Annotated in this window: 10 protein-coding genes and 1 pseudogene; 9 read left to right on the plus strand and 2 right to left on the minus strand. The window is 71.9% G+C overall.

All coding sequences use genetic code 11. From position 1 onward, the window contains the following. Positions 1 to 43: 43 nt before the first annotated feature. Positions 44 to 1,657 (minus strand): NADH-quinone oxidoreductase subunit NuoF family protein, encoded by a 1,614-nt coding sequence (locus AB0958_RS05105; RefSeq protein ID WP_132886795.1) that lies wholly within the window; start codon positions 1,655 to 1,657, stop codon positions 44 to 46. Further along, positions 1,654 to 2,970 carry a cytochrome b/b6 domain-containing protein gene (locus tag AB0958_RS05110; protein ID WP_366888913.1) on the minus strand — a complete coding sequence of 439 codons (1,317 nt, stop codon included), beginning with the start codon at positions 2,968 to 2,970 and terminating at the stop codon, positions 1,654 to 1,656. The genes AB0958_RS05105 and AB0958_RS05110 overlap by 4 nt, the downstream gene beginning before the upstream one ends. Before the next feature lie 427 nt (positions 2,971 to 3,397). Between AB0958_RS05110 and leuS the strand changes: the two genes are divergently transcribed. From leuS to holA, 9 genes and pseudogenes are all read left to right on the plus strand, one after another. Then, entirely contained in the window at positions 3,398 to 6,277 is a 2,880-nt protein-coding gene (gene leuS / locus AB0958_RS05115; protein WP_366888914.1) for a leucine--tRNA ligase, read from the plus strand. A gap of 149 nt (positions 6,278 to 6,426) precedes the next feature. Further along, entirely contained in the window at positions 6,427 to 7,155 is a 729-nt protein-coding gene (locus AB0958_RS05120; protein WP_366888915.1) for a hypothetical protein, read from the plus strand. A gap of 72 nt (positions 7,156 to 7,227) precedes the next feature. After that, positions 7,228 to 8,073 (plus strand): DegV family protein, encoded by an 846-nt coding sequence (locus tag AB0958_RS05125; protein ID WP_366888916.1) that lies wholly within the window; start codon positions 7,228 to 7,230, stop codon positions 8,071 to 8,073. 130 nt (positions 8,074 to 8,203) lie between these two features. Beyond that, complete coding sequence (locus AB0958_RS05130; protein ID WP_366888917.1) at positions 8,204 to 9,385, plus strand: ComEA family DNA-binding protein; 1,182 nt, start codon at positions 8,204 to 8,206, stop codon at positions 9,383 to 9,385. After that, a pseudogene (locus tag AB0958_RS05135) lies at positions 9,382 to 12,065 on the plus strand (ComEC/Rec2 family competence protein). Before AB0958_RS05130 ends, AB0958_RS05135 begins: the two are co-directional and overlap by 4 nt. A gap of 4 nt (positions 12,066 to 12,069) precedes the next feature. Next, complete coding sequence (locus tag AB0958_RS05140; protein ID WP_366888918.1) at positions 12,070 to 13,137, plus strand: arylamine N-acetyltransferase; 1,068 nt, start codon at positions 12,070 to 12,072, stop codon at positions 13,135 to 13,137. A 174-nt stretch (positions 13,138 to 13,311) separates the two neighbouring features. Beyond that, positions 13,312 to 14,193, plus strand: coding sequence for a YceI family protein (locus AB0958_RS05145; protein WP_366888919.1), 882 nt, complete (start codon positions 13,312 to 13,314; stop codon positions 14,191 to 14,193). A 48-nt stretch (positions 14,194 to 14,241) separates the two neighbouring features. Next, positions 14,242 to 14,487, plus strand: coding sequence for a hypothetical protein (locus AB0958_RS05150; protein ID WP_366888920.1), 246 nt, complete (start codon positions 14,242 to 14,244; stop codon positions 14,485 to 14,487). Positions 14,488 to 14,570: 83 nt separating this feature from the next. Next, positions 14,571 to 15,560 (plus strand): DNA polymerase III subunit delta, encoded by a 990-nt coding sequence (holA, locus tag AB0958_RS05155; RefSeq protein WP_366888921.1) that lies wholly within the window; start codon positions 14,571 to 14,573, stop codon positions 15,558 to 15,560. Positions 15,561 to 15,566: the final 6 nt, after the last annotated feature.

The following is a 15,566-nucleotide window of genomic DNA, read 5'->3' on the forward strand; positions in this document are numbered from 1 at the left end:
TGGGGTGGGCCCCTCTTCGCTTCGCGCGCCGGTGAGTCCGCGGTCAGCGCCCCAGCGCCCGGCGGCCGCGGCCCTGCGACAGCACCGGCAGGTTCTTCGCCGGCGCCTGGGAGCGCGTGTCCTCCTCGAGGCGCAGCGCGAGCGCCGGGCAGCGGCGCACCGCACGGATCGCCTTGGCCTCCGCGAACCGCGGCACCTTCGCCTGGGCGACCGTCGGGAAACCGTCCGCGCCGAGTTCGAAGACCTCCGGGAGGATGTCCGCGCACAGACCGTGGCCCCGGCACAGCGTCCAGTCGACGTAGATCTTCTGACGGCTGCCGCCACCGTTGTCGTCGGGCTCTCCGCCGCCGGGGATGCCGGTGGGCATCTTGCCGTCCTCGAAGAGCGGCAGAACGCCCTCCACGGGCCGCCCGCAGCCGTTGCCGAGCACGTGCGCGGCCAGGTCGTCGGTGAACGCCTTGATCGTCGACTCGAGGAACATCGCGGAACCGTCCGGGTGCGAGCACGCCCCACGCCGCTTCACGTTCTTCGCGACCTGCTTCAGTGCCTCCAGGGCAGCCGGTCCGCCGCCGTTGAGGATGTCCTCCATGCCCCGCGCGGCTGCCGGCAGGCCCAGGTAGCAGGGACCGCACTGGCCCGCGCTCTCCTCCGCCAGCCACTGGGCGACCCGCAGCGACTCGCCCAGCGGGCACGTCTCCTGGGTGATCGGCAGAATCGCGCCGGCGCCCAGCGCGCCCCCCACCGCGTCGAGCGAGTTACGGGAGACGATCGCCTCGTTGACTGTGGCCGCGTCGATCCACTTGCCGTGGTAACCACCGGTGAGCACACCCTGCGGCACCGGTGGGGCACCGGCCAGCTGCAGCACGTAGCGCAGCGGCACGCCCGTGGGCACCTCGATCACCATGGGGCGGGCGACGGCACCGGAAACCGTCAGCATGACGGTGCCCGGCTCGTCGTACAGGCCGGTGTTGCCGTACCGCTCCGGGCCGATGCGGGCGGCGATCGCCAGCTGCGCGAACGTCTCCGCGTTCGACAGCAGCGTCGGCGCGCCGCCGACGCCGTTCTGCGAGGCACTGGTCTTACGGCCGGGAGGGATCGCCGGGCCGCCGTCGATCGAGCGGATCAGTGATGCGGCCGCGCCGGTGACCATGCGGACCGGATTGCGCTGGACGAACGCCTTCAGGGCCGAACGGCGGCCGTTGCTCAGGCCGCGCTCGGCGAGTGCCTGCTCCATGGAGCGCTGGGTGGACTCCCGGGTGACGCCGATGACGAGCGTGCGTGCACCCAGGGCCTCGGCACACAGCAGCGCGCCGTCCAGGATGAGGTGCGGAGCACGGTTGATCAGCACCGTGTCCTTGCGGCAGGCCGGCTCGTCCTCGCTGCCGTTGACGACGACGACCGGCCGCACACCGCGCTTGATCGCCGCTTCGGCGACCGAACGCAGCTTCTTGTGGAAGGGGAAGCCCGCGCCGCCGCGGCCCTTCAGGTTGATGCGTTCGGAGAGCTGCGCGAGCTGCTCCCCGCCCAACGGCTCAAGCGGCCCGTGCACCTTGAGGTGCATGGGCAGATCGAGTCTTTCGACAAGGTCGAAACCCGACGTGAGCTGTGGAAGACCGACCACGCGGACTTCTGGGACGTCGGGCAGGGCCTCGTTCACCTATAGCCTCCGGAAGGCGTATTCCAAGGTTCGCCCGAACCCGGTGCGTCGAAGGACGAGCCGGGCGCTGGTTCGTTGGCGGGACCGCTGTTGTATGTGTCATTCGAGTTGTACGTCCCATAGCGGGCGTTCGTCTCACCCGTGTCGTACACATCACGTCCAGCGGGTCCGCCGGTGCCTGAATTGCCATAGACCGGGATGTTGTATCCGGTGTCCTGAAGCGGGTCGTACGCCGACGGCGGCGCCTCGCCGACCGGCGGCGGGGACGGGATTGGCCAGCTGCCCGAGGTGCTCGAGGGGCCGTCCATGCGGGGGACCGGCTGGGTGGACTGGATGTCCAGCCGCTCCATGCGTGCGGTCTGGCCGGCCGCGAACGGCGACTGCTGCTGCCCGGGCGCGTTCGTGGCCCGGTAGGCGGCCGCGAAGCCGGAGGCCGGCTCGGGAATGGGGGCGGCGGAGGGGAACAGCGGGTTCGACTGCGTGGACATGGTGTCGGCGCGCCCGGCCCTGGGTTCGCGCTCGCGCGTGTTCTCGTAACCGGGCAGCCCGGAAGACTCGCTCATCCGGGCTCGGCTCGCGTCGAGATCGTTCATGCGGGACCGATCCGAGTCCCCGAGGAGTGTGACGAGCCGGTCGGCGAAGCGGCGCTTGAACGGGCGGGGGGCGGCGCGCAGGACGAGGGCCGCCATGATTCCGGCCAGGCACAGCTCGTAGGACACCATGAAGAACGTCTTCGCCGGACGCCCCGCGAAGAGGCCGTGGAGCAGGGCGAAGCACAGGGCCGGGTAGGCCAGCATGTGCATCGCGCGCCAGCGGGCGGCCACCACGGCGGGGGCGGCGAACTGGTTGCGCAGCGCGCCGGTGATGCCCACGAAAATCATCAGGTAGGCGGCCAGGGAGCCCATGCCGACGAGAGTGGCGCTGCCCGGGTTCGCGCCGCCGCCTCCGGTGATCAGCCAGCCGAAGGGGATCAGGGCCGCGATCCAGTCGGCGTGGTCCAGCGCGATCTTCACCCCGATGTGCACGAGGAGGAACGCGATCGAGCCCACCGCTGTGACCCGGTGAATGGCCTGGGCCACGATCCGCTGGCGGATGTTGAGCAGGATGCGGTCCTGGGCCACCAGGCCCCAGATGCACGAGCAGGTGAGGCAGACGAGCGCCAGGACGCCCGCACCGAAGTTCAGGAACTGCTGCAGCCAGTCGCCTCCCAGTAGGACGACGATGGGTATCAGCAGCAGGACGACAGCGGACGCCACCCCGTAGGCCGAGCGGCCTGGCTTGGGGAGCGAGCTGTTACTACGACGAGGGTTCATGGGGGCAACTCCGAGCAGTTCGGGAAAGCGGTCCCGGTGCCGCAGCCTAAGTGGCGCCATACCGATCAGTACGAGGTTTGAGTTATTGCGTTGTTACCGAAGAGCGATGCCGTCCTTGGGGTGTCCCTTGGTGGACGGTACGCGAAGTAACTTTTGAACCTGGTTCAACTATCGTCCCGGTGGTCGCCTTAGACGTACGTGTCAACCACTGATACGCAAGCGCGTCGCGGCTTGCTCAAGGGCTGCGGTACCCTGACGCCATGCGTGCCGTACGCCTTCTGCTTAGCGGGCCGCGCTGATCAGTCCCGACCGCCGCACGAAGCGGCTGGCCGGCATCGGCGCGGCGTCCCCTCCTGTGCGAGGGGATTTTTCGTTTCTAGAAAGTTCGCAGCCGCAGGCAGAGACGACCGATGGAGCTTTGAGGATCATGAGCGAGACGAACCCCGCTGCCACCGCCACGTCCGCGGAGGTCGCGCCGCACCGCTACACGGCCGCTCTGGCGGCCGAGATCGAGGCACGCTGGCAGGACTTCTGGGACGCCGACGGCACCTACGCGGCCCCCAACCCCAAGGGCGACCTGGCCGGCGACCCCGAGCTGGTAGCCAGGCCCAAGAAGTTCATCATGGACATGTTCCCGTATCCGTCCGGCGCGGGCCTGCACGTCGGCCACCCCCTCGGCTACATCGCCACGGACGTCTTCGCCCGCTTCCAGCGGATGAACGGCCACAACGTCCTGCACACGCTGGGCTTCGACGCCTTCGGCCTGCCCGCCGAGCAGTACGCGGTGCAGACCGGCACCCACCCGCGGGTGTCCACCGAGGCCAACATCGAGAACATGAAGGCCCAGCTGCGCCGGCTGGGCCTGGGCCACGACAAGCGCCGGTCCTTCGCCACGATCGATCCGGACTACTACAAGTGGACCCAGTGGATCTTCCTGCAGATCTTCAACTCCTGGTACGACGACGAAGCCGCAAAGGCGCGCCCGATCTCCGAACTGATCGCCCAGTTCGAGTCCGGTGAGCGTGCCGTACCGGGCCACACGCGCGCGTGGCACGAGCTGACCGCCGTCGAGCGCGATGACGTCCTGGGCGAGTTCCGCCTGGCCTACGCCTCCGACGCGCCGGTCAACTGGTGCCCCGGCCTGGGCACCGTGCTGGCCAACGAGGAGGTCACCGCCGACGGTCGCTCCGAGCGCGGCAACTTCCCCGTCTTCAAGGCCAAGCTGCGCCAGTGGAACATGCGCATCACCGCCTACGCCGACCGGCTGCTGGACGATCTGGACGAGCTGGACTGGCCCGAGGCGATCAAGCTGCAGCAGCGCAACTGGATCGGCCGCAGCGAAGGCGCCCGAGTCGACTTCCCGATCGACGGCGAGAAGATCACCGTCTTCACCACGCGCCCGGACACCCTGTTCGGCGCCACTTACATGGTGCTGGCCCCCGAGCACCCGCTGGTCGACAGGTTCACTCCGGCCGCCTGGCCCGAAGGCACCCACGAGGCGTGGACCGGCGGGCACGCCACACCGGCCGAGGCCGTCGCCGCGTACCGCGCGCAGGCCGCGTCGAAGTCCGACGTCGAGCGCCAGGCGGAGGCCAAGGACAAGACCGGCGTCTTCACCGGCGAGTACGCCACCAACCCGGTCAACGGCGAGCGGGTCCCCGTCTTCATCGCCGACTACGTCCTGATGGGCTACGGCACCGGCGCGATCATGGCGGTCCCGGCCGGCGACCAGCGCGACTTCGAGTTCGCCCGCGCCTTCGAGCTGCCGATCGTCTGCATCGTCGAACCGACGGACGGCCGTGGCACCGACACCTCGACGTGGGAGGACGCCTTCGCCTCCTACGACGCGAAGATCATCAACTCGTCGAACGACGAGATCCAGCTGGACGGTCTGCCGGTCCCCGAGGCCAAGGCCCGCATCACCGAGTGGCTGGCCCACAAGGGCATCGGTGAAGGCACCGTCAACTTCCGGTTGCGCGATTGGCTGTTCAGCCGCCAGCGGTACTGGGGAGAGCCGTTCCCGATCGTCTACGACGAGGACGGCGTCGCCCACGCGCTGCCCGAGTCGATGCTGCCGCTGGAACTGCCGGAGGTCGAGGACTACTCGCCGCGCACCTTCGACCCCGAGGACGCCGACACCCAGCCCGAGACGCCGCTGTCACGCAACGCGGAGTGGGTCAACGTCACCCTGGACCTGGGCGACGGACCGAAGAAGTACCGCCGCGAGACCAACACCATGCCCAACTGGGCCGGTTCCTGCTGGTACGAGCTGCGCTACCTGGATCCGCACAACAGCGAACAGCTGGTCGACCCGCAGATCGAGCAGTACTGGATGGGCCCGCGCGAAGGCATGCCGCACGGCGGTGTCGACCTGTACGTCGGCGGTGCCGAGCACGCCGTCCTGCACCTGCTGTACGCCCGTTTCTGGTCGAAGGTCCTGTACGACCTGGGGCACGTCTCGTCGGCCGAGCCGTTCCACAAGCTGTTCAACCAGGGCATGATCCAGGCCTACGTCTACCGTGACAGCCGTGGCTTCCCCGTGCCCGCCGCCGAGGTCGAGGAGCAGGACGGCGCCTACTACCACCAGGGCGAGAAGGTCAGCCGGCTGCTGGGCAAGATGGGCAAGTCCCTGAAGAACGCGGTGACCCCGGACGAGATCTGCGCCGAGTACGGCGCCGACACCCTGCGCCTGTACGAGATGGCGATGGGTCCGCTGGACGTCTCCCGGCCGTGGGACACGCGTGCGGTGGTCGGCCAGTTCCGGCTGCTGCAGCGGCTGTGGCGCAACATCGTCGACGAGGCCACCGGTGAGGTCACCGTCACCGACGTCGAGCCCGACGAGGAGACGCTGCGCGCCCTGCACAAGGCGATCGACGGCGTCCGCCAGGACCTGGAAGGGCTGCGTTTCAACACCGCCATCGCCAAGGTCACCGAACTGAACAACCACCTGACCAAGGCGGGCGGCGCGGTGCCGCGTACGGTCGCCGAGCCGCTGGTCCTGCTGATCGCTTCCCTGGCCCCGCACATCGCCGAGGAGCTGTGGCACAAGCTGGGCCACACCGACTCGGTCGTGCACCAGGACTTCCCGGTCGCCGACCCGAACTACGTCGTCGACGAGACCGTGACCTGCGTCGTGCAGATCAAGGGCAAGGTCAAGGCCCGCCTGGAGGTGTCGCCGGCCATCTCGGAAGAGGAACTGGAGAAGGTGGCGCTGGCCGACGAGACGGTCGTGAAGGCACTGGGCGGTGCCGGGATCCGCAAGGTGATCGTGCGCGCGCCGAAGCTGGTCAACATCGTCACGGGCTGACGTACCGGGCCGCCTCCGGGTGGTTCCCTAAGGGCAGGTTCGGGGTCCTTCTGGAACTCCGGGCCTGCCCTTTGCGTTTACCGTTGAGGAGCGCGGCCGTCCCAGCCGGGCTTGGGGCGGTCGGGCGGCCGGGAGCGAGGAGGAGCATCGTGGAAGCAGTGATCGCCGTATTCGCCGTGCTGTTCCTGCTCTTCGTCGCCGGCGGGGCGTACATCACCTTCAAGGCGGTCGGCGCCGCCAGACGCGGTGTGGACCGCACGATCACGCAGGCCCGGCGCACCGTCGAGGACCACACACTGCGCGCCAAATCCATGATCCAGATCGGCCCGGCGGCCGAGATCGCCCAGCTCCGGCTCACCCTGCGCACCTCGATGCGGGCCACCCAGGACGCGTTGCACGCGGGCGTCACCGAGGACGAGTCACTGAAGGAGTCCCTCGGCCTCTTCCAGCGGCTCAGCGCACACGGGTACGAACTGGACGGCGAACTCAGGCGCCTGGAGACCGAGCCGGACCGGGCCACACTCGCCACGAGACTGCCCGAACTGCGCCGGCGTGCCAAGCGTGTCACCGAGTCTGCGGACGCGTTGCGCTGGGCGGCCCGCGACCGGGCTCGCCGGTTCGCCGACGACGACCTGGACACCCTGAGCACGCAGATCGGTGTCGAGGCGGACGCCCTTCGGCACTGGACCAGGCCCGCCTCCGGCCCCGAGACCTCGCCGTGGCCCGAGGCGGCCCCGGGGCAGCAGGACCGTCAGACCTGGCCGGAGGCATCCCGGTCCGGCGCGGCCGAGGGGCAGGCACCGTCCGCGATCACTCCGCCTGGCCCGCCGCGGGTGTACCCGTGGCAGAAGAAGCCCCGGCCGGAGAGCACCACTTGACGCGGCCGGTCCCGTTGCGGGTGACCGGGGGCGGGCTGCCGCACCCGGGCTACGCCAGGTAACCTCCAGCTCATGTCCCGCCATGTCGCGATCGTCACCGATTCAACGGCCTACCTGCCGCCGCGGACGATGGAGCGCCACGGCATCACCGCGGTTCCCCTGACCGTGGTCCTCGGGGACCGGGCGCTCGAAGAGGGCACCGAGATCTCGACCCGGTCCCTGGCCCAGGCGCTGCAGAAACGGCGCTCCGTCACCACGTCCCGGCCCAGCCCCGAGGTGTTCGCCGAGACCTACCGGAAGGTCGCGGAGTCCGGAGCCACCGCCATCGTCTCGCTGCACCTGTCCGCCGAACTGTCGGGCACCTTCGACGCGGCGGTCGTCGCGGCCCGCGAAGCACCCGTTCCGGTACGGGTGGTGGACACCGGGGTGGTCGCGATGGCGCTCGGTTTCTGCGCGGTCTCGGCGGCCGAGGCCGCCGAGACGGGCGGCACCGTGGACGAGGCCGTCACGGCGGCGGAGAAGCGGGCGGCGGGCACCTCGGCGTACTTCTACGTCGACACCCTCGACTATCTGCGTCGCGGCGGCCGTATCGGCGCCGCCCAGGCCCTGCTGGGCTCCGCGCTCGCCGTGAAACCCCTGCTCCAGCTGGACGGCGGCCGGATCGAACTCCTGGAGAAGGTACGGACGGCGTCCCGTGCCATCGCCCGCCTTGAGGAACTCGCGGCCGAGCGGGCCGGCGGCGCCGAGGTGGACATCGCCGTCCACCATCTCGCGGCCCCCGACCGCGCCGCCGCGCTGGCCGACCGGCTGCGGGCACGGGTGCCCGGGCTGGCCGACCTGCACGTGAGCGAGGTCGGCGCGGTCATCGGGGCGCACACCGGACCCGGGCTGCTTGGGGCGGTCGTGTCCGCGCGCTGACCTGTGGACGTGGGGCAGCGGCCCCGTCACGATCACTCGTCCGGGTGGCGAAGTTGTCCACAACCGGCGCTCGGTCCACGGAAACCGAGCAAGATCATCGCGGATCGGCGGAAAGCCCGATCCTCGGCGCATGGCACTTCGATCACGCTCACACGAGACACACGCGACCAGTGGCCCGGGTCGGGGCCCCACCTCCGACGGCCGCACCCGGCATCGCCGGTCCCCGGTCCGGGCCGGTGCCCGCCACCGTCCGGCCCCGGCGGACGAACTGCGCCGCCGGGCGGAACTCCTCTTCGGCGAAGGAGGAGTCACCGGGCCGAAACCGGGGCAAGCACCTCCGGCGGCGGGGACGGTGGCCGGTACCGGTTCCGCGGCCGGACTGACCGCGGCGACGACCGCACTGCGCTCGGCCACCACCGGGATGCGCACAGCGGCGGCGGCGCTGTCGACGGCGGCGGCAGTGATGTCGTCCGCCCGCACCCTCGCCGGCGAGACCAGGGCCCGGCGCCGGCCGGCTCTTCCCGGGTTGCGAACCCGGCTGGGGGCAGCCGTCCGGGAACGGGTGCCGGTGTGGCTTCAGACACGCGTCGCCATGGAACGCCGGGGGGCCGTGGCCCTCGGTGTGGTCCTCGTCGTCGCCGGGGCCCTGGCGGTGCAGCACTTCTGGACCGGCCGGACCGAGTCCGTGAGCGCTCCTGAGGTGGTGCGCGCCCAGGCGCCGTACGAGAAGGACGAGCAGGCCGGGAAGGCCGAGAGGAACAACCGGGAGAACGTCCCGGCTGCCGGTGCCGGTTTGGCCTCGGTGGCCGGTGGGTCTGGCGGGACCGGTGGGGCTGGGAGGGCCGGCGGATCCGGTGGTGGCGAGATCGTCGTGGACGTCACCGGGAAGGTCCGGGAGCCGGGGGTCCACCGGCTGCCGGCCGGGTCCCGGGTGACCGATGCGCTGCGGGCAGCAGGCGGGGTGCGGCCCGGTGCGGACACCGACGGGCTCAATCGCGCGCGTTTCCTCATGGACGGCGAACAGATCGTCGTCGGGGGCCCGGCCCCACCGGCCGGGGCAGGGCAGGCGGCCCAGGCCGGGCAGGTGGCAGGAGGCGCTGTGGCAGGAGCCGGTCCCTCGGCGCCGATCTCCCTGAACACGGCGACCGTGGAGCAGCTCGACGCCCTGCCGGGAGTCGGCCCGGTGCTGGCCCAGCACATCGTCGAGTACCGCACCCAGCACGTCGGATTCCGGTCGGTCGACGAACTCCGCCAGGTCAAGGGCATCGGTGACCGTCGCTTCTCGGACCTGCGGGACCTGGTACGGCCATGAGCCGGACGACTGACTCCACCCCGCCGGTATCCGTGACCGGTCGCCGGGCCGGGCACGACGGCTCGAACCGGCGACCGGGGATCGCGCACCCACGGCAGGAGGGAACCGCCGACCTGCGGCTGGTGCCGCCCGCCTTGGCCGTATGGGCGACGGCGGCGCTGACGCTGGACGTGTCGTCGGCGTGGACGACCGGGATCGTCGTCGGCTGCGTGGCGGCCGGGCTGACCCTGGTGTGGCGCAGCCGGGGGGCACGACCCGGAAACCCGGTGGGGAACCCCTCAACCCCCTCCTCCGGCAACCCTTCGGCCATCCCCTCAACCCCCTCCTCCGGCAACCCTTCGGCCATCCCCTCAACCCCCTCCTCCGGCAACCCTTCGGCCACCCCCTCCACCACCCGCCGCGCCAACCCCGCGCCGTCGCGGCCGACTTGCCGGCGGGCCTCCCTCGGCGCCCTGCTGCTCTGCATCGCCGGGGCGGCCGCCTCCGCGGGGCTGCACGGGGCGGACGTGCGCCGGGGGCCGGTGCCGCAACTGGCCCGCGGGTACGCGACCGTGACCGCGGAGGTGGAACTCACCGGTGATCCCTGGGTCAGCAGGCCGCGGGTGCGGGGAGATCACGCCACGTCGGCCGCCGTGCGGAGCGGGGCGACGGGACGGGGGAGACGACGCGTTCGCCGGTGCTGGTGGTCGTCGATCCGGGCGTGCCGGCGCCGGGCGGTGGCGGACGGGCGCGGTGGCTCGGGCTGCTGCCCTCCACGCGGTTGCGGCTGACCGCGCGACTGGCGGCGCCCACGGCCGGCGGGGACCGGGTCGCGGCGATGCTACGGGTGCGGGAGCGTCCTGCCCCGGTGGTGGTGGGTCAGCCGAGCGGACCGCAGCGGCTGGCCGGACGGCTGCGGGCCGGGCTGCGGGAGGCGACCGACGGGCTGCCCGAGGACGCGCGGGCGCTGCTGCCGGGACTGGTCGTCGGAGACACCTCCCGGATCACCCCCGAACTGGACGACGCTTTCGAGGAGACCGATCTCGCACACACCCTGGCCGTGTCGGGCAGCAACCTCACCATCCTGCTCGCCCTGCTCATCGGACCGCCGGGGCTGGCCCAGCAGGTAGAGCGGCGTGGGCTCGCCCCGCGACTCGGGCTGTCGCTGCGGGCGACCGCTCTGTTCTCCTCGGCGCTCACCCTCGGCTTCGTCGTCGTGTGCCGACCCGATCCCAGTGTGCTGCGGGCGGCGGCCTGCGGAGCCGTCGCCCTGCTGGCCCTGGCGACCGGCCGTCGCAGGTCCCTGATGCCGGCCCTGGCGACGGCGGTCCTGCTGCTGGTGCTGTACGACCCGTGGCTGGCCCGTGGCTACGGCTTCCTGCTGTCCGTGTTGGCCACCGGATCGCTTCTGGTGCTGGCGCCGGGATGGGGCGAGGCGTTGCGGCGGCGCGGGGTGCCGGAACGGCTGGCCGAGGGCTTGGCCGCGGCAGCCGCCGCGCAGGCGGTGTGCGGGCCGGTGGTCGCGGTGCTGTCGGCGCGGGTGAGCCTGGTGGCGGTGCCCTGCAACCTGCTGGCCGAGATCGCTGTCGCGCCGGCCACGGTGCTGGGGTTCGCGGCGCTCGCGGCCGCGCCGGTGGCGATGCCGGTGGCCAGGGTGCTGGCCTGGTGCGCGGGCTGGCCCGCCGGCTGGATCGCGGGGATCGCCCGCGCGGGGGCGGCGTTGCCGGGAGCGGCAGTGGACTGGCCCGGGAGCTGGGCGGGGGCGTTCCTGCTGGCCGGGGTCACGGTGGCCGTCGTGTTGCTGGGGCGGCGCTTGCTGCGGCATCCGTGGTGGTGCGGGGCGCTGGGGGTGCTGCTGGTGCTGCTGGTGGTCCGGCCGGCGCCGCTGGCCCGGGTGGTCACGGGCTGGCCGCCGCCCGGCTGGCGGCTGGCGATGTGCGACGTCGGACAGGGCGACGCGACCGTGCTCGCGGCCGGAGCGGGCACCGGCGTCGTCGTCGATGCCGGGCCCGATCCGAAACTGGTCGACCACTGTCTGCGGGAACTGGGCATCACCCGGGTCCCGCTGGTCGTCCTCACCCACTTCCACGCCGATCACGTGGCGGGGCTGCCGGGGGTGCTGCGGGGGCGTGAGGTCGCGCAGATCGAGACGACCGGGTTCGCGGAACCCGCGGACCAGGTGGAGTTCGTCGTCCGGGAGGCGGCCGCGCACCATGTTCCGGTCACACGGGCGGTCGCCGGGGAGCGGCGCAGGACCGGGCCGCTGGACTGGCAGGTGCTGTGGCCGCCCCCGGATCCGGCACCGGAGCCGGACGGCCCGAACGATGCCAGTGTCGCCCTGCTGGTCCGCTCGGCCGGGCTGCGGATGCTGCTGCTCGGTGATCTCGAACCGGCGGCCCAGCAGGAACTGCTGAGATCGCCGGTGGCCGCCGAGCTGGGCCGGGTGGACGTGCTGAAGGTGGCCCACCACGGGTCGGCGTACCAGGATCCGCAGTTGATACGGCTGGTGGCGCCGAGGGTCGCGCTCATCTCCTGCGGGGTGGACAACCCGTACGGGCACCCGGCACCGGGGACGGTGGCCGAGCTGGAGCACCTGGGGGCGGTGGTGCTGCGGACCGACCGGGACGGGGCGCTCGCGGTGACCGGTGGCGGCGGTGGTGACGGACGGCAGGCGGGGGAGCTGAGAGTGGCGCGAGACTGAGGGCATGAACTCGGTTGACTCCGCGCGGATCGACGCCTACCTCCGCCGCCTCGGGGCCGCCCGCCCGGTCCGGCCCACCGCAGAGGCGCTGTGCGAGCTGCATCTGCGGCACCTGCTGGCTGTGCCCTTCGAGAACCTGTCGATGCATCTCGGCGAGGAGATCGTGCTGGAGGAGGACAGGCTGCTGGACAAGGTGGTGGGTGCCGGCCGGGGCGGGTTCTGCTACGAGCTCAACGGTGCCTTCGCCGTCTTGCTCAGCGGACTGGGGTTCGGGGTGACGCCGTTGGCGGGGCGGGTGTACGGGGAGGAGGGGCGGCTGGGTATCCCGTACGACCATCTCGCGCTGCGGGTGCGGACGGTGGACGCCGGCGAATGGCTGGCGGATGTCGGGTTCGGGGCGCACAGCCACTACCCGCTGGCGTTCGCGGAGCGGGGCGAACAGGCCGATCCCGGCGGGATGTTCCGGATCACGGCGGCCGGGCCGGACGCGGCCGGGGTGAGCGGGGCGGCCGGCACGGCGGATGGCGGCGCGGGCGTGTCGCGGGACGGGACGACCGGAGATCCGGTTCCGGGCGCGACGACCGGAGATCCGCACGTCCTGCGGGACGGGGCGTCCGCAGATCCGGGCGTGCGGTACGGGACGTCCGCAGATCCGGGCGTGCGGTACGGGACGTCCGCAGATCCGGGCGTGCGGGACGGGACGTCCGCAGATCCGGGTGCCTGGGACGGGACAACCGGAGATCTGGACGTGCTGCGGGACGGGCGGCCGGAGTACCGGCTGGAGGTCAGGCCGCGGGTGCTCGGGGATTTCACCGCCGGGGCGTGGTGGCACAGCACCTCCCCGGCGTCGCACTTCACGCAGTCGCTGGTCTGTTCCCGGGTCACCGAGGACGGTGGACGGGTCACGCTGAGCGGCCGGAAGTTGACGGTGACCGCAGGTGACGGGACGCGTGAGGTGCGGGAGTTGGGGCGGGACGAGGAGGTGCTCGGGGTGTACCGGGAGCAGTTCGGGATCGCGTTGGACCGTGTGCCGACCGTGCGAAACCCGCTGGGGGAGGACCGGAACGGCTAATTCGCCCTTCCGGGGATGACACGTCTCTACTGCCGCTTAGCGTGCTGCTCGGGGGCGCTTGTGGCGGATGTGCTGCATTCCCGTGATGTGATCCCGTGTTGCCTCGAAAGCCGCATCAGTGATCGAATGTTCCTTCGGTAACGGATGGTGGCGAGGCGTACAGGGGTGGCGTGGATGTTCGGCCGCTTGATGGGAAACCGCACGAACCGGGTGCAGCGGACGAGCCCCCTCGCGGCGCTCCAGACTCCGCCGGACGCCGGGGTGTTGAGCTGCCGGGTGCTGGATCCGGTCAACGATCCGGTGACGAACGCGGAGTTCGCGGTCAGCGACACCACCGGGCGCACGGTGGTCAGCGGTGGCGCCGACCCCTACGGGTCCTTCGTGACGACCGTGCCCGCGGGGGAGTACCGGCTGGCGGTGTCCGCCGAGGGGTTCACGCCCTACCGGGCCACCGCGCGGGTCGGCGAGAACTGCCTCGCCTCGCTCGGTGACGTGACCCTCCAGGTCGCTGCGCCGCCGGAGCTGCCGACGCCGGGGGACTGGGAGATCGAGCCTGCGCATTCCTCGATCGGTTTCACCGCCCGGCACATCGGACTGGCCCGGATCCACGGGCGGTTCAACTCGTTCGCGGGTGCGGTGCGGATCGCCGAGCAGATGGAGCGGTCCGCGATGCACGTGGTGATCGACGCCGCCGCCATCGACACGGGCGTCCGGATGCGGGACGACCACCTGAGGTCGGCCGACTTCCTGGACGTGCAGCGCTTCCCGACGCTGGAGTTCTACAGTGAGCGGTTCGTGCACAGGGGCGGCACGAGGTGGGGTGTCACCGGGGCGCTGTCCCTGCACGGTGTGACGCGGACGGTCACCCTCGACACCGAATACCTCGGCGTGGGCAACGGCATGGAGGGCGAGGTGCGGGCGGCCTGCCGGGCCACGACCGAACTGCACCGGGACGACTTCACCGTGAGCTGGCAGACGATGCTGGCGCGCGGGATCGCCGTCGTCGGGCCGAGCATCCGGGTCGATCTGGACGTGCAGATCGTGCCCAGGGGTTGAGCCGGCCGGCCGGATCGTCGTGGTGCGGCGGTGCCCGACAATGGGGCCGTGAGCGATGTGAGACATGTGCTGGTGCTGCCGGACCGGGACGCGGCGGAGGAGGCGGCCGAGGCGCTCGGGGAGCGGTTCGGGGTCGCCGAGGAGCCTCGGCTGGTGCGGGACGCGCTGGCGGGGGAGGACGACGCGGAGGACGCGCAGTGGCTGGTGCTGCTGCGGGACGAGGACGGGCGGCTCGATCCGGCGGCGCTGGACGAGTTCGCGGGGGAGTGGGAGGGGTGGCGGGAGGAGCCGTGAGCTGCCGCTGCCCCGGAGAGCGCCGCTGACGGGCGTCCGGCCGCGCGGCCGCGTTGTCAGTGCGCCGTGGGATGCTTGGCGCGATGGCCAAGAAGACTGCTGATGACGATCCGCTCGCCCCGGTGACCCTCGCCGTGGGGCAGGAGGACCTGCTGCTCGACCGTGCCGTGCAGCAGGTGGTGGCCGCCGCCCGGGCCGCCGACGCCGACACCGACGTACGGGACCTGACCCCGGACCAGTTGCAGCCCGGCACCCTCGCGGAGCTGACCAGCCCGTCGCTGTTCGCGGAGCGCAAGGTCGTGGTCGTGCGCAACGCGCAGGACCTGTCCGCCGACACGGTCAAGGACGTGAAGGCGTATCTGGGGGCGCCCGCCGAGGAGATCACGCTCGTGCTGCTGCACGCGGGCGGCGCGAAGGGCAAGGGGCTGCTGGACGCGGCGCGCAAGGCGGGGGCACGGGAGGTCGCGTGCCCGAAGATGACCAAGCCGGCCGATCGGCTCGCGTTCGTCAGGAGTGAGTTCAGGGCGCTCGGGCGGTCCGCCACGCCCGAGGCGTGCCAGGCGCTCGTCGACGCCATCGGCAGTGATCTGCGGGAGCTGGCGTCCGCCGCGTCCCAGCTCACCGCGGACGTCGAGGGCACCGTCGACGAGGCGGTGGTCGGGCGGTACTACACCGGGCGGGCCGAGGCGTCCAGCTTCACCGTCGCCGACCGGGCCGTGGAAGGGCGTACGGCGGAGGCGCTGGAGGCGTTGCGCTGGTCGCTGGCGACCGGGGTCGCACCGGTGATGATCACGAGCGCGCTCGCGCAGGGCGTGCGGGCGATCGGGAAGCTGTCCGGGGCCAGAGGCGGTCGGCCCGCCGATCTCGCGCGGGAACTCGGGATGCCGCCGTGGAAGATCGACCGGGTGCGGCAGCAGATGCGGGGCTGGACGCCGGACGGGGTCGCGGTCGCGCTGCGGGCCGTCGCCGAGGCGGACGCGGGAGTGAAGGGCGGCGGGGACGATGCCGAGTACGCCCTGGAGAAGGCCGTGGTGACCGTCGCGCGGGCGGCTCGGTCCCGAGGGCGCGGCTGAGGGCCG

The sequence above is a fragment of the Streptomyces sp. NPDC006655 genome (genome assembly GCF_040703965.1).
Lineage (GTDB): Bacteria > Actinomycetota > Actinomycetes > Streptomycetales > Streptomycetaceae > Streptomyces.